This is a genomic window from Tersicoccus solisilvae, assembly GCF_014643255.1.
Taxonomy (GTDB): domain Bacteria; phylum Actinomycetota; class Actinomycetes; order Actinomycetales; family Micrococcaceae; genus Tersicoccus; species Tersicoccus solisilvae.
Genome location: NZ_BMJI01000005.1, coordinates 122700 through 146266 on the forward strand (window position 1 = coordinate 122700; position 23567 = coordinate 146266).

Below are 23567 nucleotides of genomic sequence, written 5' to 3' on the forward strand. Positions count from 1 at the left end.
TGTCCGTCCGGTTCCGGTCCCCAGCGATGAGCACCAACGGTTGACATCCACGAAAGGAAGCAGCATGGCCAAGCACTCCATCTTCGGGCGCATCGCGCAACTGGCGAAGGCGAACATCAACGCGATCCTCGATCAGGCCGAGGATCCGCAGAAGATGCTCGACCAGATGGTCCGGGACTACACCAACAACATCGCCGAGGCGGAGTCCGCCGTCGCCCAGACCATCGGCAACCTGCGGATGCTGCAGGACGACCACCAGCAGGACATCAAGGCGGCCCAGGACTGGGGCAACAAGGCCCTCGCGGCCAGCCGCAAGGCCGACGAGTTCCGCGCCGGTGGCAACGCCGCGGACGCGACGAAGTTCGACAACCTGGCCAAGGTCGCCATCCAGCGGCAGATGTCCGCCGAGCAGGAGGCCCGCGGCGCGGAGCCGACGATCGCCTCGCAGAGCGAGATCGTCGAGAAGCTCAAGGACGGCCTCAACCAGATGCGCGGCAAGCTCGACGAGCTGACCCGCAAGCGCGACGAGCTCAACTCCCGCGCGAAACTGGCGCAGGCACAGTCCCAGGTCCACGAGTCCATGCGCAGCATCGACGTGATGGACCCGACGAGCGACGTCGCCCGGTTCGAGGAGAAGGTCCGGCGCGAGGAGGCGCGGGTGCGCGGGCAGCAGGAGCTGGCCGCCTCCAGCCTGGACGCCCAGTTCGACTCGCTCGAGGATCTCGGCGAGCAGACCGAGGTGGAGGCCCGGCTCGCTGCCCTGAAGGCCGGCACCCGCCCGCAGCAGTCGATCGAGGCCGACGACGCCGACGTCGACTACTCGGCCGGCGCGCCCGCCTCCACCGGCACACCGGAGCCCAGTCGCACGGAGTACTGAGCACCCCGGCCCCGGTTCCTGTCGCCGTCGACCCTCGTGGTCGGCGGCGACAGTCGTGGTCGGCGGCGACAGTCGTGGTCGGCGGCGACAGTCGTGGTCGGCGGCGACAGTCGTCTCGGTTGTCGAGATATCGCTAGGCTGGCCGGATGACGACCACGGTGGTGTGGCTGCGGGACGACCTGCGCCTGGCGGACAACCCGGCGCTGCGGCACGCTGCGGACGACGGCGACGTCGTCGTCCTCTACGTCCTCGATGAGGCGAGCGCGGGCGTCCGCTCACTCGGCGGCGCGGCGCGCTGGTGGCTGCATCACTCGCTCGCCGCCCTGGGCGCGGCGGTGGAGGCCGCCGGCGCCCGGCTGGTCCTGCGCCGGGGCGCCGCGATCGAGGTGGTGCCCGCCGTGATCCAGGACGCGCGCGCGGACGCCGTCGTCTGGAACCGCCGCTACGGCGGCCCCGAGCGCGAGATCGACGCGGCGGTCAAGACGTGGGCCGGCGAGCACGACGTCGAGGCGCACAGCTTCGCCGCGAACCTGCTGCACGAGCCGTGGACCATCACCACCGGCGCCGGGGAACCGTTCCAGGTGTACTCGCCCTTCCTGCGCGCGTGCCAGCGGGCCGAGGAGCCCCGCGACCCGCTGCCGGCGGTGCGCCGGCTCGCCGGCCCGGACGTGGCGTCGGACGACCTCGACGAGTGGGGTCTGCACCCGAGCGCACCGGACTGGTCCGCCGGCCTGGCCGAGGCGTGGGAGCCGGGCGAGACCGGAGCGACCCGCCGGCTCACCCAGTTCGTCGACGGGATCCTCGACGGGTACGACGCGAGCCGCGAACGGCCCGGCGTCGAGGGCACCAGCCGCCTCTCCCCCCACCTGCGGTTCGGGGAGGTCAGCCCCTTCCAGGTGCGGGCCGCCGTCGCCGGCGCGAGCCCTCGCGAGGACCGGGATGCCTTCCTCTCGGAGATCCACTGGCGCGAGTTCAACTGGCACTTGCTGTACGCGAACCCGGACCTGGCCACGGTCAATCACCGGGCGAAGTTCGACGGGATGCGGTGGCGCCGTTCCCCCGGCGACCTGCGCGCCTGGCAGCGGGGCCGCACCGGCTACCCGCTGGTCGACGCCGGGATGCGGCAGTTGTGGCAGACCGGCTGGATGCACAACCGGGTGCGGATGATCACCGCCTCGTTCCTGATCAAGAACCTGCTCATCGACTGGCGGGCCGGCGAGCAGTGGTTCTGGGACACCCTGGTGGACGCCGACGCCGCGAACAATCCGGCCAATTGGCAGTGGACGGCCGGCTCCGGGGCGGACGCGTTCCCGTACGTGCGGGTGTTCAACCCGGTCACGCAGGGCCGCAAGTTCGACGCGGACGGGTCCTACATCACCCGGTTCGTCCCCGAGCTGGCCGGGCGCGACGGATCCGCGCTGCACGAGCCGTGGGACCACGACCCGCCGGCGGACTACCCGGAGCCGATGGTGGACCTGAGGCGGACCCGCCGCCGGGCGCTGGCCGCGTACGACGACATCGGGGCGTCCGGCCGCTGACGCCTCCCCTCTCGTCCTCCCGCCAGCTCGTCAATAGACGTCGACGCAAGCGGTTGCGGCGGCCCGGATGGAACATCTATTGACGAGCTGGCGCTCCTCGCCTTGGTCTTCAGTCGCCGGTCGCATCCCGGACGGCGATGAGCAGGTGGTCGGTCATGGTGGCGGCCCGGGACGGGTCGTCGAGCATGGTCGCTCCCAGGCCCGTCGCGCGGCGGACCTGGTGGTGCACCGTCACCGCCGTCCGCTCCGGGGATCCGTGGCTGTCGTGCTCCGCCCGCGGCAGGTCGTCGACGAACACCAGCACCTCGGCCTCCACGATCGCGGGCGACGGCAGCTCGGGATCGGCGGGTGAGGCGACCTGGTACGTCTGGACCATGCGGATCCACAGGGCCCCGTCGTACGCCTGGGTCCGGACGTGCGGCACCCGCATCCGTTCGATCAGCCGTCCCAGCGCCTCCTCCGCGGTGAGCGGACTCGTCCACGAGGTGACCCGGGTGTAGTACCGCGCCGCGTCGCGCATCATCCGGGCACGGGGCAGGTCCAGCGGCCGGCCGGCGTAGCGACCGGTGGCCATCCCGTCCAGGATCCGACCGCAGAGGAACAGGACCGCGTAGGAGCCCACCATGATCAGCAGGTACCAGGGCCCGTCGGCGCCGCCGGTGGCGCGCAGGACGACGACGAGGACGAGCCCCAGGACGATGCTCAGCCCGAAGGAGATGGCAATCCGCCGTCGCCGGCTGCCGCTGATCAGGGCCATCCGCCGCGCCGCCTGCTCCAGCCAGCTCATCGGTCACCGCCCGAGGTGGCGTCTGTTTCTCGCTCGACCTGCTCGGTCAGCGCCCGGGCGGCGTCGACCACGTCCCGGCCGAGCCGGGCGCGAGCGCGCATCGCGTCCGTCAGTCGCGGTTCACCGTCCCAGTGGGCGTCGATGGTGGCGCCGCCGTCGAGGCGTGCGGTGACGACGATGAGGACGTCCGCCCGGACCTTGATCCGACGAGGCGGTGGAGCCGAACTCGGCCACGGCTCGGGTTGATGCCAGCGCCGATACCGCAGGAACATGCCGTCGGGCAGGGGCTGGACGAGGACCGGCGTCGTGAGCGGAGGGAGGTCGGAGAGGCGGGCGAGCAGGTCGTCGACGGACAGCGGGGACGGCCACGTCTCGACGCTCCGGAACCGTCGCTCGGCGAACCGCACCAGCTCGTGGCGCGGCAGGGGCAGGAGCCGACCGAACAGCATCCCGCTGGTGAAGGAGGTCCAGATCGTGGCAAGCGAGATCAGCCCGCCGTAGCCGAGGATCGGGACGGCGATCCAGTAGAGGGGGTTCGTGCGGTCGAGCAGAGCGACGACGAGGCGACTCGTCGCGTACCAGCCCACGACCATGCCGACGAAGATCCAATGTCGACGACGAGCGGGCAGGACGAAGAGTCGCGCGAGCCACGCGCGTACCGTCTTCACGGCCGTAGCTCAGCGGGCGCCGGCGCGGGACGCCGGCGGGTCCGCGGGCACCTGCCGGCGCAGGCGTTCCCGGACGCCGATCACGTACCGCGCGTGCTCGTCCAGCGCGGCGTCCTCCTCGGACACCGGTTCCCAGGTGCGCACCGCGACCTTGTGGTTCTGCTCGTCGAGGGCGACGAACACGATCATGCAGTGCGTCGTCAGATTCAGCTCGCCGGTCTTCGGGTCACCGGAGCGCACGTGCACGCTCAGGTGCATGCTCGTCGTGCCGGTGTGCACCAGCCGTGCGTCCACCTCGACCAGGTCGCCGATCAGCAGCGGCCGGTAGAACCGCACGCCCCCCGCGTACGCGGCGATGGTGCGCCCGCCGTGCCAGCCGGAGGCGACGACGTGCGCGGCGTCGTCGATCCAGCGCATCACCGTCCCGCCGTGCACCTTGCCGCCCCAGTTGATGTCGGTCGGCGCGGCGAGAAACCGCAGCACGGTGCGCGGCGCGGTGCCGGCGTCGCTGTACACCTGGTCGGCCATCGAGGCCTCGATGTCGGCGCGCAGGTCGATCCGCTTCCGGGCGATCTCGTGCTGCTCCCGTTCCCAGTCGTCGACCGGCGTGAACGTCGGCACCGGGGTGGGGCGGCCGTCCGTGCCGACGGCGACGAAGATGCTCAGACACTGGGTGGCGACGGTCAAGTCCCCGGTGCGCGGATCCCCCGACGCCACCGTGGTGACGATGTGCATGCTGGACCGGCCGGTGTAGACCAACCGGCTCTGCACCTCGACGATGTCGCCGATCCGCACCGGCTGGGCGAACTTGATGTTCCCGACGTACGCGGTGACGCAGTAGGTGCCGGCCCAGCCGACCGCGCAGGCGTACCCCGACTTGTCGATCCACTCGAGCACGCGGCCCCCGTCCACGGTGCCGGTCAGGCCGGCATCCGTGGGCGCGGCCATGAACCGCAACGTGACCTCGGGCTGTGTCCCGGCCATCCTCATCCCCCGCATCCACTCCACCGGTGTCACTCCACCGGTGTCACTCCACCGGTACGGCGCCCCCGCCGTCAGCATACGGGCAGGTCAGTGCGCTGACCATGCACACCGGCGGGTCAGCCGGTCGGCCCGCTCCAGCCCAGCTGCGGGGCGATCGAGCCGGCGACCGCCTCGAGCACCCGCGCGTGGGCGGCCTCGCCGCCCGGAGCGGGCAGCGTGACGCTGATCGTCGTCGCCTCGGCGAGGGCGGGGTCGCGGGACAGCCCGTCGACGATCTCGTCGACCGAGCCGGCGTGGATGCGGCCGAACACCGTCGGGGCGCCACCGTGGTGCGGTCGACCGCGGTCGTCCATCCGGTCGGCGTAGAAGTCGATGAAGCCGCGGTGCGCCTCCCGGTCCGCCGCGGTCAGCAGGGGCAGCACGATCCGACCGACGCTGATGCGCGGCGCCCGCAGTGACGTGCCCGCGGCCGCCGCCGCGGCGTCCCGGGCCTGGCGGAAGGCCCGGATCTGGTCCGCCTGACCCTCCTCGAAGCTGCCGCCCGCATCCTCGCCGTTCACGGTGGACAGCTGCAGGTCCACGCCCTGTTCCCCCGCGCGCCGGGCGCTGCGGACGCTGCCGGGGCCGTACCAGACCCGGTCGGCCAGTCCCGGCGCGTGGGGCGTCACCCGCAGTTCGGCACCGGCGGGGCGGGTCATGAACGGGCCCCGGGTGCGGGCGACCGGCTCACCGGCCAGGGCGGAGCGCAACCGTCGGATCCGTTCCTGGGCCTCGCCGTCGAAGCCGCGGTGGGTGGTGCCGAACACCTCGTCGAGGACGCCGGCGAGGGGCCCGATCCCGCCGCTCAGGCCGAGTTCCACCCGCCCGCCGCTGACCAGGTCGAGCGTGGCGGCGTCCTCGGCGACGCGGATCGGGTCCTCGTAGCGCATCGGCAGCACCCCGGTGCCGAGGTGGATCCGTGCGGTGGAGGCGGCGACCGTGGCCAGGAACGTCAGCGGCGCGGAGAGGAACGGTTCGAAGTGCCGCACCCGGACCCAGCCGGAGCCGTAGCCGAGCTGCTCCGCGTGCTGGAACTGCCGGACGCCCCGCCGGAGCGCTTCCCCGGGGTCGCCGTCGTCGTCGGGAACGAAACTGAGGAAGGCGAGCTCGCGGGCGGTCATGCCCTCACCGTAGACGGTCGGCCCGCCCGGGAACCGGACCACCGCCTCATGCGGAAAACACGAAGGCCCCGATCCTGACGGATCGGGGCCTTCTCTCGTTGCGGGGGCGGGATTTGAACCCGCGGCCTCTGGGTTATGAGCCCAGCGAGCTACCGAACTGCTCCACCCCGCGTCGCAGTAACCACTCTACCGGGACGCGGGATGGAGACCAAATCGGCTACTGGCTGGGGGTCGGCGACGGGGTCGCGGACGGGCTCGGCGACGCGGTCGCCCCGGTGCCCTGGCCGAGCTCGTTCTCCGCCTGGATCGCCCGGCCGAGGGCCTCCGAGACCTTCTTCTGGGCGGCCCCGTAGGCGGCGAAGTCACCCTTGGCCAGGGCCTGCTGGCCCTCCTTCACGGCGGCGTCGGCGTCGGCGAGGGCCTGTTTGAGCTGGGCCTGGACGCTCACACTGGTGCCCTGGCCCGAGGAGGAGCCCGAGCCACCGGGGGTCTTCCCGGCGTTCGCCGAGTCACCCGCGGCGGCGCCGGAGTTGCCGCCGAACAGCTGGTCCAGTGCCTCGTCGAGGGTGGGCGCGAACCCGACCTTCTCACCGAAGCCCACCAGCACCCGCTGCAGCGACGGGTAGGAGGTCTCCCCGCTGGACTGGACGTACACCGGCTGGACGTACAGCATGCCGCCGCCGACGGGCAGGGTGAGCAGGTTGCCGTTGAGCACGTTGGACGCGCCCTGCCGCAGCAGGTTCAGCGTCTGGGACACCGTCGGATCGGAGTTGAAGCGGTTCTGCACCTGGCCGGGCCCGGGGATCGAGCCGGACTTGGGGAGGTTGAGCAGCTGCAGCTTGCCGTAGTCCGGCGATTTCACGCCCGCCTTGTTGCCGGCGTCGCCGTTCGCGGACAGGTACCCGTAGAGCACGTTGCGGGGCGTCTCCCCCGGCCGGGTCTGCGGGATGAACGACGACGTCAGGCTGAACGACGGCTGGTCCGAGCCGGGCACCTGCAGCGAGAGGTAGTAGGGCGGTTGCGGCACGGCGGTAGAGCTGGTCGGGTCGTTGGGCACCGACCAGACGTCGTTCTGCTGGTAGAAGTCCACGGCACTGGTCACGTGGTAGCTGGCGAGCAGGCCACGCTGGACCTTGAACAGGTCCTCGGGGTACCGCACGTGTGCCATCAGCTGGCCGGACATCTCGCTGTACGGCTTCAGCGTGGTCGGGAAGACCTTCTGCCAGGCCTTGAGGATCGGGTCCTGGTCGTCCCACGCGTAGAGGTCCACGGACCCGTCGTACGCGTCGACCGTGGCCTTGACCGAATTGCGGATGTAGTTGACGTTGTTCGCCGGCAGGGCGGCGACCCGCCCGTCCGCGGTCTGCGAATCGCGGGTGACGGAGTCCAGCTGCTGCTGCGTCGAGTACGGGAAGGACGAGCTGGTCGTGTACCCGTCCACGATCCACTTGACCCGGCCGTCGATGATCGCCGGGTAGGGCTTGCCGTCGACCGTCAGGTACGGCGCGAGCTTCTCGACCCGCTCCCGGGGGTCACGGTCGTAGAGGATCTGCGAGTCCGCGTTCACGGCGTCCGAGAGGAGCAGGTCGGAGGACTGGAACTTCAGGGAGTAGAGCAGCTTGTTGAAGAAGTTGCCGACGCCGGGCCCCCCGTTGCCGCTGAACGTGTTGAAGGTGTCCTCGGTCGAGCCCTGCTGCTGCGGCCGGTCCAGCTCCCGCGGGGACGAGCCCTCCGATCCGCCCACGATGGAGTACTCCGGGGAGTTCTCGCCGAAGTAGATGCGCGGCTCGTAGGTCTCGTCGTTGCCGAGCGTCCCGCTACTGGGGATCCCGGCGAGCAGGAACTCCGGCTTGCCGTCGGCGGCCACCCGGTTGCCGGCCGCGGCGACGACGCCGTAGCCGTGGGTGTAGACGATGTGCTGGTTGTACCAGCCACTGATGTTGTCCGGCCGCAGTTCGCGGACCGCGACGACCGTGTCCTGTGTCTTGCCGTCCACCGCGTACCGGTCGACGTCGAGCAGCCCCGAGAACTGGTAGTAGGGCCGGAACTGCTCCAGCTGCGAGAACGCCGCGGAGATCAGGTTGGGGTCCAGCAGGCGGATGCTGGCGGTGGTCTGCGCGTCCTGCCGCAGCGCACCCGCGCTGGTGTTCGTGGTGGCCTTGTACTCCTGCGACTGGACCGCGTCCAGTCCGTACGCCTGCCGGGTCAGGTCGATGTTGCGCTGGATGTACGGCTGCTCGAAGGTCTGCTCGGACGGGGTGACCTGGAAGCGCTGCACCACCCACGGGTAGACGCCGCCGGCCAGGATCGCGGTGATGATCAGGCCCACGGTGCCGATCAGCGGCAGCCTCCAGCGCCCGATCACCGCGGCGACGATGAACAGCACCGCCACGATCACCGCGGCGATCGCGAGCACGGCCTTCGTGGGGATGACGGCGTTGACGTCGGTGTACAGGGCCCCGGCCACCCGGCCCGACGTGCTCTGCAGGGTGGCGTACCGGTCGAGCCAGAAGTTGACCGCCTGCAGCAGCAGGAACGCGGCCGCGACGACGGCGATGTGCACGCGCGCCGGCCGCGCGATGGCCACCCCGCGCTCGTGCAGCCGGATCCCGCCGTACAGGTAGTGGGTCACGATGCCGAGGACCCCGGCCACGAGGACGACGCTGACCAGCAGGCCGGAGAGGAAACCGAGGAACGGCAGCGTGTTGAGGTAGAAGCTGTAGTCCATCCCGAACTGCGGGTCGGTCTGCCCGAACGGCTCCTGGTTGAAGAACAGCAGGATCCGCTGCCACTGGGACGCCGCGGCGGTGCCCGCGAAGATGCCGAACACGATGGGCACGCCGATCATGGCCAGCCGGCGCACCGGCTCGAAGCTCGCCTGGTACCGGGCGAGGTTGTCGGGCGTGCCCTCCTCCGGCGCGTACACCGGGCGGGCCCGGTAGGCGACGGCCATGCTGGCGTACACCCCGAGCGCCATGATCAGGAACCCGGCGAGGAAGACCCCGAGCCGGGTGAGGTTCTCCTTGAGGAACACCTCGAGGTAGCCGAGCTGGCTGTACCAGAGGACGTCGGTGTACACCTGGCTCAGCAGGACGATGGCCCCGATGATGACCGCGACGATGACGATCGTGGGAATCAGGGCGGAGCGACGCCGCCCCGATCGCGGTCTGCTCTGACGTGGCTGGGGGGTTGCTCCGAAAGTCACTGCGATCCTTGATGTCGAGGCGACGCCGGGGTCGGGTCGTCCTGGTGCCATTCTGCCCGGGCCGCGGTCCCAGCTCCAAGCCACGGCGGCCTCGGCCCCCGGCGGGGTCCTATCCGCAGCGGGGCAGCGCGCCCAGGTCGCCGCCGGCCGCCGCCGTCTCCACCGCGCGGACCGCGCCGGCGAGCGTGTCCACCCGCACCACCCGCAGGCCGTCCGGGACGTGCCCGACGACGTCGGAGCAGTTGGCCCCGGGGGCGAGGAACAGCTGCGCGCCCGCGTCCTGGGCGCCCTCCATCTTCTGGGCGATGCCGCCGATGGCGCCGACGGTCCCGTCCGCGCTGATGGTGCCGGTGCCGGCGATGTGCCGGCCACCCGCGAGCGCGCCCGGAGTGATGGTGTCGATGATGCCCAGGGCGAACATCATGCCGGCGCTGGGGCCGCCCACGTTGTCCAGGGCGATGGTGACGGAGAAGGGGAACCGGTACGTCGCGGCCAGCTGGACGCCCAGCTGCCAGGTGCCGCCCTCCCCCTGCGCCGGGGTGACGCGCTCCGTGCGGGTCGCGCCGTCGTTGCGCACGCGCAGGGCGACGGGCGAGCCCGCGGCCGCCGCCACGGCGGAGCGGACGTCCTCGATGCCGGTCACGGCGCGCCCGCCCACCGTCTCCAGCACGTCGCCGTCCCGCAGCCGGCCGGCGGCCGGGGTGCCGTCGACGACGTTTGCGACGGTCAGGGTGCGGTCGAACGCGATCTTCTCGTGGGCCAGGGCCGCGGCGACGGCCTCCTGCTGGGAGCTCGTCATGGCCGCGGAGTTGGACTGCTCCACCTGCTCCGCGGTGACGTCGGGCGGGTAGAGCAGCTCGGTCGGCACCACGGACCGGGTCGGGTCCAGCCAGGCGCCGAGCGCGTCGACCGCGTTGAGGGCGCCGTTCGGGCCGCCGTTGACGTACACGGTGGTCAGATCCAGGTTGCCGGTCGTCGGGTAGCTGGCGCGGCCGTCCACGGTGATCAGGCGGTGGCCGTCGACGGTGCCCACCGTGTTGAACGTCGGGCCCGGGGACTCGGCGACGAAGGGCGCCGGCAGGGCCAGGGCGAGGGCGGTGCACAGGACGGCGACGGTGGTGCTCGCGCCCAGCGGCGTCGGGCGCCGACGTGAACGCAGGCCGCCCAGCGCCGCGGCCAGTGGTCCGCGACGGCGGGGGTCGCCGCCGGCAGTGCCGGGGCCGACGGCGACGTCGTCCGGTCGGGCGGCCGGGCTCGCGCCGGCCCGCTGGTCGCTGCTCACGGGAGGTGGATCCTCATCTGCGCCGGTGATCGTCGTCCCGGCCGCGCCCGGATGGTCGGCGCGGCGGCTCAGCGCACCCCACAGGGTACCGCCCGTCGCTGGGGCCGCCGCCCGGCCGTCCCGAACGGCCGCCCCCATCGCCGTCGAGTTCCCGGCTCCGCCCGCGGCGAACGGGACGGCTTCGGGCAGACACCGCGGACCCGCCGCAGGTAACGTGAACGCATCGACCGGGCGGCCGGAGCGGGCGACCATCCCCACCGCCCGACCGCCGGCATCGTTCTGACGGCATGCCGGTGCAGCCCGCCACGACCGGACACGAGGACGGTACCCGCATGAGTTCCCAGCACGGCAACGACGACGACACTCCGCAGGACCCGCTGTCGGAGATGCTGTCCAAGCTGCTCGGCGGCAACCTGGAGGGCTTCGACCCGGCCGAACTGGCGCGTGCCGCGGGCATGCCGTCCGACCCCAACACCCTGGCCATGATGTTCCAGCAGGTGCAGGCGATGATGAGCGCCTCGGGTGACTCCCCCGTCAACTGGCAGCTGGCGCACGAGAGCGCCCGCCGCGGCGCCGCTGCCAGGACCGACCCCTCCGTCTCCGCCTCCCAGCGGCGAGATGTCGAGGAGGCGCTCCGGGTCGCCGAGCTCTGGCTCGACCCGGTGACCGACTTCCCCGGCACCGGCCTCACCGGCCGCGCCTGGTCCCGCGCCGAATGGGTCGAGGCCACCATGGGCACCTGGAAGCAGATGACCGAGCCGGTGGCCAACAGCATCGCCACCGCGCTGACGCAGGCCATGACCGAGCAGATGCCCGAGGAGATGGCCGGCATGATGGGGGGCGCCGGCTCCATGATCCGCAATCTCGGCGGCGCCCTCTTCGGTATGCAGCTCGGGCACGCGGTCGGCGAACTCGCCGGCGACGTCGTCTCCGCGTCCGAGATCGGCATCCCGCTCGCGGAGGGCACGATGGCGCTACTGCCCGCCAACGTCGCCGCCTTCGGTGAGGGCCTGGACCTCGACGAGTCCCAGGTGCGGCTGTATCTGGCCGTACGGGAGGCCGCGCACGCGCGCCTCTTCGTGCACGTCCCGTGGCTGCGCTCGCACGTGCTCGGCATCATCGGCAGCTACGCCCGCGGCATCCACATCGACACCGCCCGGATCGAGGACGCCGCCCGGCAGATCGACCCGTCGAACCCGGAGTCCGTCCAGGAGGCCCTGTCCGGCGGCATGTTCACGCCCGAGCGCACCCCGGAGCAGGAGGCCGCCCTCGCGCGGCTCGAGACGGCGCTGGCGTTGATCGAGGGCTGGGTGGACGAGGCCACCGCGGCCGCCACCACCAACCTGCCCGCCGCGGCCGCCCTGCGGGAGGTGGTCCGGCGCCGGCGGGCGACCGGCGGTCCCGCCGAGCAGGCGTTCGCGTCCCTCGTCGGCCTCGAACTGCGGCCGCGGCGGCTGCGGGACGCCGCCGCTCTGTGGGCCGCCCTGACCGAGGAGCGCGGCGCGGAGGGTCGGGACGCCGTCTGGGCGCACCCCGACCTGCTGCCCACCCCCGAGGACCTCGACCACCCCGCCGACTTCACGGCTCGCAGTCAGCAGCGGGCCGCGGCGGATGCCGACGTCGACGCGGCCCTGGAGAAGCTGCTCGCCGGCGGGTTCGACGAGAAGCCGGCCACCGCGGAGGACGCCGTCGCCACGGACGAGGACGAACTGCCCGGGCAGGAGTCCCTGTTCGACGTGGACCCGGACGCGGCGGCGGGCACCGATCCCGGTGACGCCCCGGCCGCGCCGGCCGACGATCCGTCCGATGAGCCGGGTGCCGGACCGGATGCCGATTCCGACGGTGGCCCCGAGCGGCCCCGGGGCTGAGGCCGACTCGGTTCGACCGGTTCGCCCCGCCGAGCGACCCGGACGCGTGAGAGCCGGCAGGAGCTCCGTTCGCGCGCGCCTGATCGTCAACCCGACGGCCCGCCGCGGCCGTGCGGCGGCGACGGCACCCCGCGTCGAGGACGTCCTGCGGTCCCACGGGTGGGCCGTGCAGACCACCCTGACCACCTCGGCCCGGCACGCCGTCGAGGTGGCCGAGCGCGCCGACCCCGAGGACCTGCTGGTGGCGCTGGGCGGCGACGGGCTGCTGGCCCGGGTGGCCGAGGGCGCTCTGGCCAGCGGGGCGCTCGTGGCGCCCCTGCCCGCGGGCCGGGGCTGCGACTTCATCCGCGCCATCGGCGGCTCGCGGGACCCGATGATCGCGTGCGCGGCACTGCCGGCGGCCGTGGAGACCCGCGTGGACGTGGGCCTGGCCGGGGACCGGCCGTTCCTCGGTGTCGCCACCGTCGGCTACGACTCTGCCGCCAACCGTTACGCGAACGCCGCGCCGGCGGCGGTGCCGTCCGCACTGGTGTACGCCTGGGGCGGCGCCCGAGCGCTCGCGACCACCCGGGCCACCCGCTGGTCCGTCGACGTGGACGGACGCGCCCACGAGTTCGACGGCTGGAACGTCGCCATCGGCAACTCGGGCCGGTATGGGGCGGGCATGAAGGTCAACCCCGCCGCCAGCCTGACCGACGGGCTCCTCGACGTCACCACGGTGGAGGGGCTCCCCCGCTGGCGCTACCCTTTCCTGCTGCCCCGGCTGTACGCCGGCAGCCACATCGACGGCGTCACGCTGCGGGCCGACCGGGGCGCCGCGATCACCGTCCACGCCCCCGCGCGGCAGACCGTGTACGCGGACGGCGACGTCGTCGGTCGGACGCCGATGACGTTCACCGTGCTGCCCGGCGCGTTGCGGGTTCTCTCCGCTACCGTCTGATCACCACCACCTCCGGCACCACCACCGATCGCAGGAGTGTTCCGATGTCCGCCAGCCCCACCGTCACCCCCGCCGAGCCGCTCGCCGGGGCACGCGCCCGATTCCGCGCCGAGGCCCTCACCCGCGTGCTCACCGGTACCGGGGTTCCCGTGGTGGTCCGCGCCCCGGGTGACGGCACGCGGCTCGGCTCCGTGCCCACCCACCGGCAGGACGAGGTGGCCGGGGTGGTGGCCGGCGCCCGCGCGGCGCAGCGGGACTGGGCCGCGCGGCCGGTGCGGGAGCGTGCCCGCGTGATCCGCCGGTTCGGCGAGCTGGTCCACCGGCACCGGGAGACGGTCCTCGACGTCATCCAGGCCGAGACGGGCAAGTCCCGGGTCCACGCGCTCGAGGAGATGATGGACGTCGCCCTGGTGGCCGGCCACGACGCCCGGACGGCGCCGGGCATCCTGCGGGATCGCCGGCGGGCCGGGGCTTTCCCCGTCCTGACCCGGACGCGGGAGGTGCGCCACCCCCGCGGCGTGATCGGCATCATCGCCCCCTGGAACTACCCGTTCGCGCTCGCCGGCAGCGACGCGGTCCCCGCGCTGCTGGCGGGCAACGCGGTGGTGATCAAGCCGGACGCGCAGACCCCGTTCAGCGCCCTCACCGTCGTACGGCTCCTGCGTGAGGCGGGGCTGCCCGAGGCCGTGATGCAGGTGGTGACCGGGCCCGGCGACGTCATCGGCCCGGCCCTGATCGATGCGGTCGACTACGTGATGTTCACCGGGTCGACCGCGACCGGCACCACCGTGGCCCAGCGCTGCGCGTCCCGGCTGATCGGTTGCTCGGCCGAGCTGGGCGGGAAGAACCCGCTGCTGGTGCTCGAGGACGCCGACGTCCAGCGCGCCGCCGAGGGCGCCGTCCGGGCGAGCTTCTCCAACGCCGGCCAGCTGTGCATCAGCATGGAGCGGATCTACGTCCCGCAGCGCCTCGCCGCCGACTTCACCGCCGCGTTCGTGGCGGCCACCGCCCGGCTGCGGCTCGGCGTGGGGCCGTCGTGGGAGTACGACGTCGGCTCCCTGATCTCCACGGCCCAGCGGGACCGCGTCCAGCGGCACGTCGACGACGCCGTCGCCCGCGGCGCCCGCGTGCTGACCGGCGGCCGCCCCCGGCCGGACCTCGGTCCCGCCGTGTTCGAGCCGACCGTCCTGGCCGACGTGCCCCCCGACGCCCTTGCCGCCCGGGAGGAGACCTTCGGTCCGGTGGTGAGCATCCACGTCACCAGCGGTGACGAGGAGTCGATCGCGCGGGCCAACGACAGTGCCTACGGCCTCAACGCCAGCGTGTGGGGTTCCGCCCGGCGCGGTGCCGACGTCGCCCGGCGGCTCGAGGTCGGCACGGTCAACGTGAACGAGGGCTACGCCGCGGCCTGGGCGTCGTACGCGGCGCCGATGGGCGGCTGGAAGGCCTCGGGCCTGGGTCGTCGCCACGGCCGGGAGGGCCTGGAGAAGTACACCGAGTCGCAGACCGTCGCCACGCAACGGTGGCGTCCGATCGGCCCCTGGCCGGGGATGAGCAACACCGCGTACTACCGGGTCATCAGCACCGCGGCCGGCGTGCTGCGCCGCGTGCGCTGACCCGGTCCCTCACCCGCAGCACTCGTCAGCATCCCGAAGGAGCGACCCCATGGCTCGAGGCCAGCACCTGGACGGCGCCCGCGTCCTCATCACCGGCGGCGGCTCCGGCATCGGCCGTCGGATGGCGATCGAGGCGGCGCGGCGCGGCGCCCACGTGATCCTCTGGGATCTGTCCGCATCGGCCGCCGAGTCCGTGTGCGCCGAGATCACCGCGGCCGGCGGCACCGCCGGGCACCACGCCGTCGACGTCGCCGACCGGGACGCCGTCACGGCGGCGGCCGCCACGGTGATCGCGGAGATCGGGGGCGTCGACGTCGTGATCAACAACGCCGGCGTCGTCTCGGGATCCCGCTTGCTCGACACCCCCGAGACCTCCATCGAGCGCACGTTCGACGTCAACGTCCTCGCCCTCTTCTGGGTCACCCGGGCCTTCCTGCCGGGGATGATCGACCGCCGTCGTGGCACCGTCGTGACGATCGCGAGCGCCGCCGGCCTGGTGGGCGTGGCCCGGCAGACCGACTACTCGGCCAGCAAGTGGGCGGCGATCGGATTCACCGAGTCGCTGCGCAGCGAGCTGCGCTCCGACGGGCACCCGGTGAGCACCCTGACCGTGTGCCCCTACTACGTCGACACGGGCATGTTCGCCGGCGTCACCACCCGGTTCCCGCGCCTCCTGCCGATCCTGAAGGAGGACGACGTCGCCCGCCGCACCGTGGAGGCCATCGAACGCGGCCGCGAGCAGCTGATCATGCCCCCGCTCGCCGCGGTGATGCCGGGGATCCGGCTGCTGCCGGTCCCCCTCGTCGACAAGGTGACGGACTTCTTCGGCATCAACCGGACCATGGACCACTTCACCGGGCGGACCGGCCAGGCCGCCCGGCGGGACTGACCCGACGGACCGGGTACCGCGTCAGTCCTCGGCGTGCTCACCGGTGAGCCCGCGCCGGGCGGCGAACGAGGCGCCCTCGAGGAACGCCCTGGCCTCCGCCAGCCGCGGGTAGCCGGCCAGCAGCGCCTGGAAGCGCGGCCCGTGCCCCGGTTCGATCAGGTGCGCCAGCTCGTGCAGCAGGACGTAGTCGACTACCCAGTCCGGCATGCCCTGCAGCTGGGTGGACAGCCGGATCGTGCCCCGGCTCGGGGTCGCCGACCCCCAGCGGGTCGACTGATTGGCGACCCAGCGCACGGACACCGGCCGGGCCCGGCCGCCGAGGTACCGGCCGGACAGGGCCTCGGCCCGGGCGGCCAGGCCTCCCGGCCCGTGCTCCGCGGCCTGCCGGTCGCGCTGCGCGGTCAGCCTCGCCACCATGGTCGCCACCCACGCGCGCTCCTGCGCGGGGGTGCCCGACGCCGGGACCGAGACCACGATGCGCCCGTCCCGCCACACCGCGCTGATGGTCCGGCGCCGCTTCGCGGACCGGCGCACCTCGACGGGGGGATCGGCGGGCTCACCGGCCGGCCCGGGGGTGGGCGCCGGCGTGCGGTTCGGGGACGGGTGGTGCGGTGGAGTCACCGAGCCACCGTATCCCGCACCTCCGACCGTGCTCGGCGCACCTGTGGACAAGCAGCGCGGCCGGGTTCGCCGCTGTGGCAGGCTGACCGGCAGGCGGCCGGACGGGGTGGTCGCGGAACGGACCGGGGGCGGACGATGCACATCAATCCGGGGCTGCGGGTGGTGCGCCGCAGTGCGACCTGCATGCAGATCGGCGTCGACGGCGGGCTGCTGCTCGACGGGCTGACCGGGAGCGACTGCGCGGTGGTCGAGGGCCTGCGCATCGACCGGGACCCGGCGGGCCTGGCCGAGCTCGCCCACCGCCACCGCGTCGACCGGCGGCGGGTGACCGAGCTGGTGGGCGCGCTCGAGCCCGTGCTGCTGCCCTCGGTCGAGGCACCGGGCGGGCTGCGCGCCGATCGGCTGACCGGGGAACTGGCGCAGCTGCGGGCGCTGCACCGGCGGGACGCCTCGGCCGTGCTCGCCCGTCGGTCCGCCGCCGTCGTGCGGGTGCGTGGCACCGGTGCCCTGGCGACCGCCGTGCTCACCGGGCTGGCGGCCGCGGGCGTCGGCCGGCTCGTCGCGGACGACGGTCCGCCGATCACGGCCGCGGAGATCGGGCCCGGCGGCGCCGGCCTGGCCCACCTGGGCGTGGACCGGCGGGTGGCGTTGCGGCAGACGGTGCGGGCGGTGGCGCCGGACGGCGTCCTGGACTGCGTCGCCGACCGGGCTGTCGACGCGGGTGTCCCGGAGTCCGCCGGCGCGCCGGACCTGATCGTGGTCACCGCGATCGACGTGCTGCCCCCGCGGGCCCGGGGAGGTGGCGCGGACGGGGACGTCGTGCTCCCGGTGATCGTGCGGGAACACGACCATGTCGTCGGGCCGCTCGTGGTGCCGGGCGTGACGGCCTGCCTGGACTGTCAGGATCGGCACCGGGCCGCCGCGGACGCCGCGTGGCCGCGGATCCGTGCCCAGCTCGCGGCGGCCGCGGCGACGGCCGGCCCGGCGGCGGCGACGTCGTTCGTGCCCGTCACCGCGGCGCTGGCGGTGGAGCAGGCGCTCGCCCTGCTCGACGGGGAGCACCGGCCGGCCTGCTGGTCGGCCGAGCTGGTGCTGCGGATCGCCGACGGCCGGGTGAGCCGGCGGCCGTGCCGGCCGCACCCGGACTGCCCGTGTGCCTGGGCACCGGTCGGCCCGGACCCGGCCGACGGCGTCGGCGCGGCCCGTTCTTCCGGCCCGGACCGCGGCCCCCGCCCGCGGCGGGGTCAGGGCGTGCGCAGCACCGTCAGCACGGCCTCCCCGTAGCGCTCGAGCTTGGCCGGGCCCACCCCGGTGATGCCGGCCAGTTCCTCGGCGCTGCCGGGCATCCGCTCGGCGATGGCCATCAGCGTCGCGTCGGTGAACACGACGTAGGCCGGCACGGACCCCTGCTTCGCGGTCTCGCTGCGCCACGTCCGCAGCGCCTCGAACACCTTCTCGTCGTAGCCGGGCGGGCAGGTGGCGCATCGGCCGGTCTTGCGCTCGGCGCCCGTCGTGAGCACCGTGCCGCAGACCCGGCAGTGCAGCACCGCGGCCGTCCTCCGCCGCGGTGCCGGGGTGCGGGCGGCGCCGGCCGCGCGGGAGCGGGTGGCCGCGGGCGCGAGCCCGTCGAGGAACCGGGACGCGGTCCGGTGCCCGCGTCCGCCGGGGCTGCGGGCGAGCGACCAGCTCAGGTCGAGGTGGCGCCGGGCGCGGGTGATGCCGACGTACAACAGCCGGCGTTCCTCGTCGATCTCGGCCTGGTCCTCGGCGAACGTGATGGGCATCAGCCCCTCGGTCAGGCCGGTGAGGAAGACGGCGTCCCACTCCAGGCCCTTGGCGGAGTGCAGGGAGGCGAGGGTGACGCCGTCGACCGTGGGGGCGTGCTGGGCGGCGGCCCGTTCGTCGAGCTCGCGGACGAGATCGGCCAGCTCGAACCGCTGCCCGTGGGCCGTGCGCTCGGCGGCCAGTTCGCCGGCGAGCGAGACGAGGGCGGCCAGGGACTCCCACCGTTCCCGCACGGCCCCGCCCTGGCTGGGCGCCTGGTCCTGGTAGCCGAGGGAGGAGAGCACGTCCTTGACGGTGGCGGGCACGTCCGCGCCGTCTCGCTCACCCGGCTCGTCCTCGGGTCCGGGGCGGGCGCCCTCGACCGCGCGGGCCGCGGCCCGCAGCTGCAGGATCGCCTCGCGCACCTCGCGCCGGGCGAAGAACCGCTCGCCACCGCGGAGCTGATAGCCGATCGAGGCCGCCGCGAGCGCCTGCTCGAACGCCTGGGACTGGCCGTTGGTCCGGAACAACACGGCGATCTGGCTGGCCGGCACCCCGGACTCGATGAGCGCACCGATCCGAGCCGCGACGCCGGCGGCCTCCGCCTCGTCGTCCGGGTACTCGGTGAATCGGGGGTCCGGCCCCGCTCCGGGTTGGGAGACCAGCCGCAGGGGCTCGCTCCACGTCCCGCCGGCGGACCCGCCGCGCCGGGCGGTCAGCAGCCGGTTGGCCAGGGACACGACCGGTTCGGTGGAGCGGTAGTTGCGGATCAGCTCCACCACCTGCGCGTTCGGGTAGCGGCTGCGGAACTGCAGCAGGAACCGGGACGTGGCGCCGGTGAACGAGTAGATGGTCTGGCTGGCGTCGCCGACCACGCACAGGTCGTCCCGGCCGCCCAGCCACAGGTCGAGCAGGCGCTGCTGCAGCGGGGAGACGTCCTGGTACTCGTCGACGACGAAATGCCGGTACTGCTCGCGAACGGTGGCGGCGACCTTGGCGTCCTCCTGCAGGATGCCGACGGTGATGAGCAGGACGTCTTCGAAGTCGATGACGTTCCGGTCCGCCTTGACGTCCTCGTAGGACTGGAACAGGCGGGTCATGGTGGTCGCGGAGAAGCCGCCGGGCTCGCCACGGCCGGCCGCGGAGCCCAGGTAGGTGTCCGGGGTGAGCATGCTGACCTTCGCCCACTCGATCTCCGAGGCGACGTCGCGCAGGCTCGCCCGGTCCGTGGTCAGCTGCAGGCGGCGGGCCGCCTCGGCGATCAGGTTCGCCTTGTGGTCCAGCAGGCCGGGCAGCTGCCCGCCCACGGCCTGCGGCCAGAAGAACTGCAGCTGGCGCAGGGCGGCGGCGTGGAAGGTGCGGGCCTGCACGGCCGGGACGCCGAGCGTGCGCAGCCGGGTCCTCATCTCGGCGGCGGCGCGCGCGGTGAACGTCAGGGCGAGGGTGCGCTGGGGGGCGAAGGCACCCGTGTGCACCCCGTGGGCGATGCGGTGCGTGATGGCGCGGGTCTTGCCGGTGCCGGCGCCGGCCAGCACGCACACCGGACCCTGCAGGCTGGTGGCCACCTGCCGCTGTTCGTCGTCGAGCCCGGCGAGGATGGTCGCCGCGGTGTCGATGGGTTCCGGTGTCTCGGGCCCCGGGTGCTGGGGTACCGCGCTCACCACGAGCCCTCCGGGTCGGCCAGCGGTTCGCCGTACCAGTGCTCGATCAGCCGGCGGGCGATCGAGACGGTGCCGGGCAGCCGCACCTCGCCGGCGCCGACCGCGGCGGCCAGCTCGTCGCGCGTGAACCATCGCAGGTCGAGGATCTCGACGCCGTCCGGCACGGCCCGGGTGCCGGTGGCGTGGGCCGTGAATCCGAGCATCAGGGAGCACGGGAAGGGCCACGGCTGGGAGCCGAGGTAGCGGGGCCGGTCGACGTCGATGCCGGCCTCCTCCCCGATCTCCCGCACGACGGCGGCCTCGAGGGACTCGCCGGGTTCGACGAATCCGGCGAGCGTGGAGAACCGGTTGGCGGGCCACTGCGCGGACCGGCCGAGCAGCAGCCGGTCGTCGTCGTCGATGACGGTGCAGATGATGGCCGGGTCGGTGCGCGGGAAGTGCTGGGAGCCGTCGGCGGTGCAGCGCCGCACCCAACCGCCCTCGATCACCTCGGTGGTGGCCCCGCAGCGCGGACAGTGGGTGTGCACGCGGTGCCAGTGGTGCAGCGCGAGGGATTCCACGAACAGCCCGGCCTCGACGGTGTCCAGATCGTCGGCGGCGTCGCGCAGGCCACGCCACTGCGCTCCGGGGACCACCGCGCCGGCGTGGTCGTCCTGGTAGACGCCGGCGTCGGCCGGCCCGGCGGACTCGCTGCCGGGCACCTGGACCAGCACGACGTCGGTGCCGGCGGGCACGAGCCCGGCGGCGGTGGTGGCCCCGAGGTAGAGCGGTGGGGTGCCGTCGCTCGCGGGGGCGTCCTCGAGCAGCAGGAGGTGGCCGTCGCGGATCGGGGCCTGCCCGTCGCGCAGCGGCAGATACCGGGTGGTGGGCGACGACGCGAGGGTGCGGAACAGGTCCGGGTCGCTCCGGCGTTCGCCGCGCCGGTCGACCCCGGCCCGGGAGAGCAGCAGCGAGGCGTTGACGGTGGGGGCGGTCTCGCTCGCCGGACGGGCCACGGGCGGGGTCGGGGAGGGATCGCTGGTCGTCATCTCTCTACCGTACGCAGCCGTCCCGACAGAACGCATGCCGCGGGAGCCCGGAGGGGCGGGATCTCGGTCACGCCCGGCGACTCGCCGCCGGTGCACGTGGGCCTCACCGGCCACCCGGCATACGGTGGAGGGGTGAGACGTACCCCTGAGCAACTGGCGGCGATCGCGAGCGCTGCCGTGCCGCTGCTCTCCGCGCGTGCGGTGGCGGCGGAGCCGGACGACGCGGCCGACTTCGACGCCGCGCTGATCCGGGACGGTGCCGACCGCACCTGGCGGGTCCGCTCCCCCAAGCACCCGGAGGCGAGCCTGCGACTCGAGAACGAGCTCACCGTGCTGCGCTCGTTCACCCCGGCCGTCCGCGCCGACCTGCCGTTCGAGCTGCCCACGGTGGCCGGCACCGTCCGGCAGGGTCCGCTGACGACGTTCGTGTACTCACACCTGCCCGGAGCCCGGCTGCGGATCGACGACGTGCGCTCCCGCAGTGTCGCCCCGGCCGTGGGCCGCGCCCTGGCCGCCGTGCACGGGCTGCCGCACGACCTGGTCGAGGACGCCGGACTGCCCGCGTACGCGGCCAACGAGTTCCGGCAGCGGCGCCTGAACGAACTGGACCAGGCGGCCTCCACCGCCCGGATCCCCGCCCGGTTGCTGCGCCGGTGGGAGGACGCCCTCGAGGACGTCAGCCTGTGGCGGTTCGCGCCGACGGTCGTGCACGGGGACCTGCACGAGGACCACGTCCTGGTCGACGGCGACCGGGTGACCGCGGTGTCCGGCTGGACCGACCTGCACGTCGGCGATCCCGCGGACGACTTCGCGTGGCTGGTGGCCTGCAACGACCAGTCGTTCGTGGAGATCGTCCTCGAGGCGTACTCGATGGCGCTGCCCGAGCCCGAGGACCCGCACCTGATGCACCGCGCGGCCCTGTCCGCCGAGTTCGCGCTGGCCAAGTGGCTGGTGCGCGGGGTGACGCTGGATGATGCCGGCATGGTCGCGGAGGCCCGGCACATGCTGGACGAGCTCGACCGCGACGTCGAGCGCACCGGCGGCTGGGAGCTGACCAGCCCGCCGCCCGAGGTCACCGAGGTTCCCGACGAGCAGGCGGCGGCCGCGCCGGGGAGCACCCCGGAGGTGTTCGCCCACCCGGCGGCAGGCGACCCGGCGGGCGACACACCCGACGGCGTGATGTCGACCGGCGCCACCGCGGTCAGCCCCTCAGCGGCCACCGCGGACGCCGGCACACCGCGGCCGACGGCGGCGACGCGGGTGACCGAACCCGACGCGGTGACCACCCGGCACCCCGTCATCGCCCGCCCCGGCACCGAGCCCGAGCCGGTGGCGCCGCCCGCCATGCCCACCGCACCGCCGTCCATCCCGGTCACGGGGACGGCCGACCACGGCACGGACTCCAACACCGACACCGCCGACCGCGGCGCGGACCCGGCGACCGTGGCCGACGGCGGCTCCTCCCCCGCGGCCCGGCTGGCCGGTGCGACGGCTGTCCGGGACCCGGAGGACTACCGGCACTGACACCGGATCCCCTGCCTCACCGGAGTGTCCCGGGACCGGGCACCCCTACGCGCCCGCCGACAGCCCATCCGGCTCCGACCCCTCCGGCTCCGACCCGGCGGCGTCGGGCCCGCTCGCGGGCGCCGGGCCGCCGGCGTCGGGGCCGGCCGCCGCTCGCAGGCGCCGCCCGGGTCACCCCGCGAGAACGAGCTGCTCGACCACCCGCGCCAGGTCGGCACGCTGATCCGCCGTCAGCCCCCGGAGCGGCAGCGGTAGGCAGTCGACCGGTGCCAGCCCCAGGTGCTCGGCGACCGCGGCGATCACCCGGATACTGCCGTACGCGGCGAACAACGCCCACAGCGGCTGCAGCCGCGCCGATTCGGCCGTTGCCTCCTCCGGCCGGCCCTGCCGCACGGCGTCGGTGATCCGCCGGGCCGGGACGGGCAGGGTGCCGGCGAGCACGGAGTACCAGGCGTCGCACCCCGCGGTGAGGCCGGCCGCGGCGCGCGCGTCCCCCGAGACGCCGATCGTCACGTGCTCCGGCAGGACCGAGCGGATCGCCCGCACGTGGTCACGGGCCCGGTCGGGGTCCTCGGGCACGCCGGGGATCTTGATCGAGGCGATGCCTGGCAGCGCGCCGATCCGGGCGTAGAGGTCGAGCGAGAAGGTGACGCGGGTGGTCGTCGGGTTGTCGTAGACGATCACCGGCAGGGCCGTCGCCGCCGTGACGTCCCGATACAGCCCCACCACCTCGTCGTCGGTGAGCGGTTGGTACGTCAGCGGCGCCAGCAGCAGTCCCGCGGCACCGGCCCGCTGCGCCGCCTCCGCGTGCGCGACGGCGTGCGCCGTCCGCAGCGCACCGATGCCCACGACGACCGGGACGTCCCCGGCGTGGTCGACGGCCAGCCGGGCGACGTGGGCGCGCTCCGCGGCATCGAGGTAGGCGGCGGAGCCGGTCGACCCGAGGGCGGTGATGGAGTCGACCCGCGCCGCCGTCAGGCGGTCGATCAGGCGCACGAACGCCGCGTCGTCCACGGTCTCGCCACCGCGACCGTCACGACGCAGCGGGGTGAGGGGGAACGCGCTCAGGCCCGTGAACATCGCGGTCAGGTCCTTCCGTGACGGGGTTGCCGGTCACCCCGGAGGAGGCGACCCCTCGACCGTAGCCCGGGCCGA

Annotated in this window: 18 protein-coding genes and 1 tRNA gene; 8 read left to right on the forward strand and 11 right to left on the reverse strand. The window is 73.8% G+C overall.

What is annotated here, in order from left to right:
* The first annotated feature begins 64 nt into the window (after positions 1-64).
* Positions 65-877 (forward strand): PspA/IM30 family protein, encoded by an 813-nt coding sequence (locus tag IEX22_RS06665; protein ID WP_188667549.1) that lies wholly within the window; start codon positions 65-67, stop codon positions 875-877.
* Positions 878-1023: 146 nt separating this feature from the next.
* Positions 1024-2415, forward strand: a complete 1392-nt coding sequence (locus tag IEX22_RS06670) for a cryptochrome/photolyase family protein (RefSeq protein ID WP_188667550.1) — start codon at positions 1024-1026, stop codon at positions 2413-2415.
* 109 nt (positions 2416-2524) lie between these two features.
* Here the strand turns inward: IEX22_RS06670 and IEX22_RS06675 are convergent, their stop codons facing one another.
* From IEX22_RS06675 to IEX22_RS06705, 7 genes are all read right to left on the reverse strand, one after another.
* Positions 2525-3202: a hypothetical protein gene (locus IEX22_RS06675; protein WP_188667551.1), complete on the reverse strand. Its 678-nt coding sequence runs from the start codon at positions 3200-3202 to the stop codon at positions 2525-2527.
* Entirely contained in the window at positions 3199-3870 is a 672-nt protein-coding gene (locus IEX22_RS06680; protein WP_188667552.1) for a hypothetical protein, read from the reverse strand. Before IEX22_RS06680 ends, IEX22_RS06675 begins: the two co-directional genes overlap by 4 nt.
* Positions 3871-3879: 9 nt before the next feature.
* Complete coding sequence (locus tag IEX22_RS06685; protein ID WP_438816604.1) at positions 3880-4860, reverse strand: acyl-CoA thioesterase; 981 nt, start codon at positions 4858-4860, stop codon at positions 3880-3882.
* Between the two features lie 110 nt (positions 4861-4970).
* Positions 4971-6014 carry an LLM class flavin-dependent oxidoreductase gene (locus IEX22_RS06690; RefSeq protein ID WP_188667554.1) on the reverse strand — a complete coding sequence of 348 codons (1044 nt, stop codon included), beginning with the start codon at positions 6012-6014 and terminating at the stop codon, positions 4971-4973.
* Between the two features lie 98 nt (positions 6015-6112).
* Positions 6113-6186: transfer RNA gene (locus IEX22_RS06695), tRNA-Met, on the reverse strand.
* Between the two features lie 45 nt (positions 6187-6231).
* Positions 6232-9219 (reverse strand): UPF0182 family membrane protein, encoded by a 2988-nt coding sequence (locus tag IEX22_RS06700; protein ID WP_438816605.1) that lies wholly within the window; start codon positions 9217-9219, stop codon positions 6232-6234.
* A 109-nt stretch (positions 9220-9328) separates the two neighbouring features.
* Complete coding sequence (locus IEX22_RS06705) at positions 9329-10501, reverse strand: YlbL family protein (protein WP_229659827.1); 1173 nt, start codon at positions 10499-10501, stop codon at positions 9329-9331.
* 332 nt (positions 10502-10833) lie between these two features.
* Here IEX22_RS06705 and IEX22_RS06710 point away from each other — a divergent pair, with 332 nt between their 5' ends.
* The 4 genes from IEX22_RS06710 to IEX22_RS06725 are packed head-to-tail and all read left to right on the forward strand — an operon-like array spanning position 10834 to position 15814.
* Positions 10834-12369 carry a zinc-dependent metalloprotease gene (locus tag IEX22_RS06710; protein WP_229659828.1) on the forward strand — a complete coding sequence of 512 codons (1536 nt, stop codon included), beginning with the start codon at positions 10834-10836 and terminating at the stop codon, positions 12367-12369.
* Positions 12370-12415: 46 nt separating this feature from the next.
* Positions 12416-13309 (forward strand): diacylglycerol/lipid kinase family protein, encoded by an 894-nt coding sequence (locus IEX22_RS06715; protein ID WP_229659829.1) that lies wholly within the window; start codon positions 12416-12418, stop codon positions 13307-13309.
* 44 nt (positions 13310-13353) lie between these two features.
* Positions 13354-14925, forward strand: a complete 1572-nt coding sequence (locus IEX22_RS06720) for a succinic semialdehyde dehydrogenase (protein ID WP_188667557.1) — start codon at positions 13354-13356, stop codon at positions 14923-14925.
* Positions 14926-14974: 49 nt separating this feature from the next.
* The gene (locus IEX22_RS06725; RefSeq protein WP_188667558.1) at positions 14975-15814 is read left to right on the forward strand and encodes an SDR family oxidoreductase; all 840 of its coding nucleotides are present in this window, start codon (positions 14975-14977) and stop codon (positions 15812-15814) included.
* Positions 15815-15835: 21 nt separating this feature from the next.
* Here IEX22_RS06725 and IEX22_RS06730 read toward each other — a convergent pair whose 3' ends face one another.
* Positions 15836-16435: a M48 metallopeptidase family protein gene (locus IEX22_RS06730; RefSeq protein WP_188667559.1), complete on the reverse strand. Its 600-nt coding sequence runs from the start codon at positions 16433-16435 to the stop codon at positions 15836-15838.
* A 135-nt stretch (positions 16436-16570) separates the two neighbouring features.
* Here IEX22_RS06730 and IEX22_RS06735 point away from each other — a divergent pair, with 135 nt between their 5' ends.
* The gene (locus IEX22_RS06735) at positions 16571-17719 is read left to right on the forward strand and encodes a hypothetical protein (RefSeq protein WP_188667560.1); all 1149 of its coding nucleotides are present in this window, start codon (positions 16571-16573) and stop codon (positions 17717-17719) included.
* Here IEX22_RS06735 and IEX22_RS06740 read toward each other — a convergent pair.
* Positions 17680-19815 carry an ATP-dependent DNA helicase UvrD2 gene (locus IEX22_RS06740; protein ID WP_188667600.1) on the reverse strand — a complete coding sequence of 712 codons (2136 nt, stop codon included), beginning with the start codon at positions 19813-19815 and terminating at the stop codon, positions 17680-17682. The two genes, IEX22_RS06735 and IEX22_RS06740, sit on opposite strands and share 40 nt — an antisense overlap.
* A gap of 41 nt (positions 19816-19856) precedes the next feature.
* Positions 19857-20888 carry an NAD(+) diphosphatase gene (nudC, locus tag IEX22_RS06745; RefSeq protein WP_188667561.1) on the reverse strand — a complete coding sequence of 344 codons (1032 nt, stop codon included), beginning with the start codon at positions 20886-20888 and terminating at the stop codon, positions 19857-19859.
* A gap of 132 nt (positions 20889-21020) precedes the next feature.
* Here nudC and IEX22_RS06750 point away from each other — a divergent pair, with 132 nt between their 5' ends.
* The gene (locus IEX22_RS06750) at positions 21021-22412 is read left to right on the forward strand and encodes a phosphotransferase (protein ID WP_188667562.1); all 1392 of its coding nucleotides are present in this window, start codon (positions 21021-21023) and stop codon (positions 22410-22412) included.
* Between the two features lie 171 nt (positions 22413-22583).
* On the opposite strand, the gene IEX22_RS06755 is transcribed toward IEX22_RS06750, so the two are convergent.
* Complete coding sequence (locus IEX22_RS06755; protein WP_188667563.1) at positions 22584-23492, reverse strand: dihydrodipicolinate synthase family protein; 909 nt, start codon at positions 23490-23492, stop codon at positions 22584-22586.
* Positions 23493-23567: the final 75 nt, after the last annotated feature.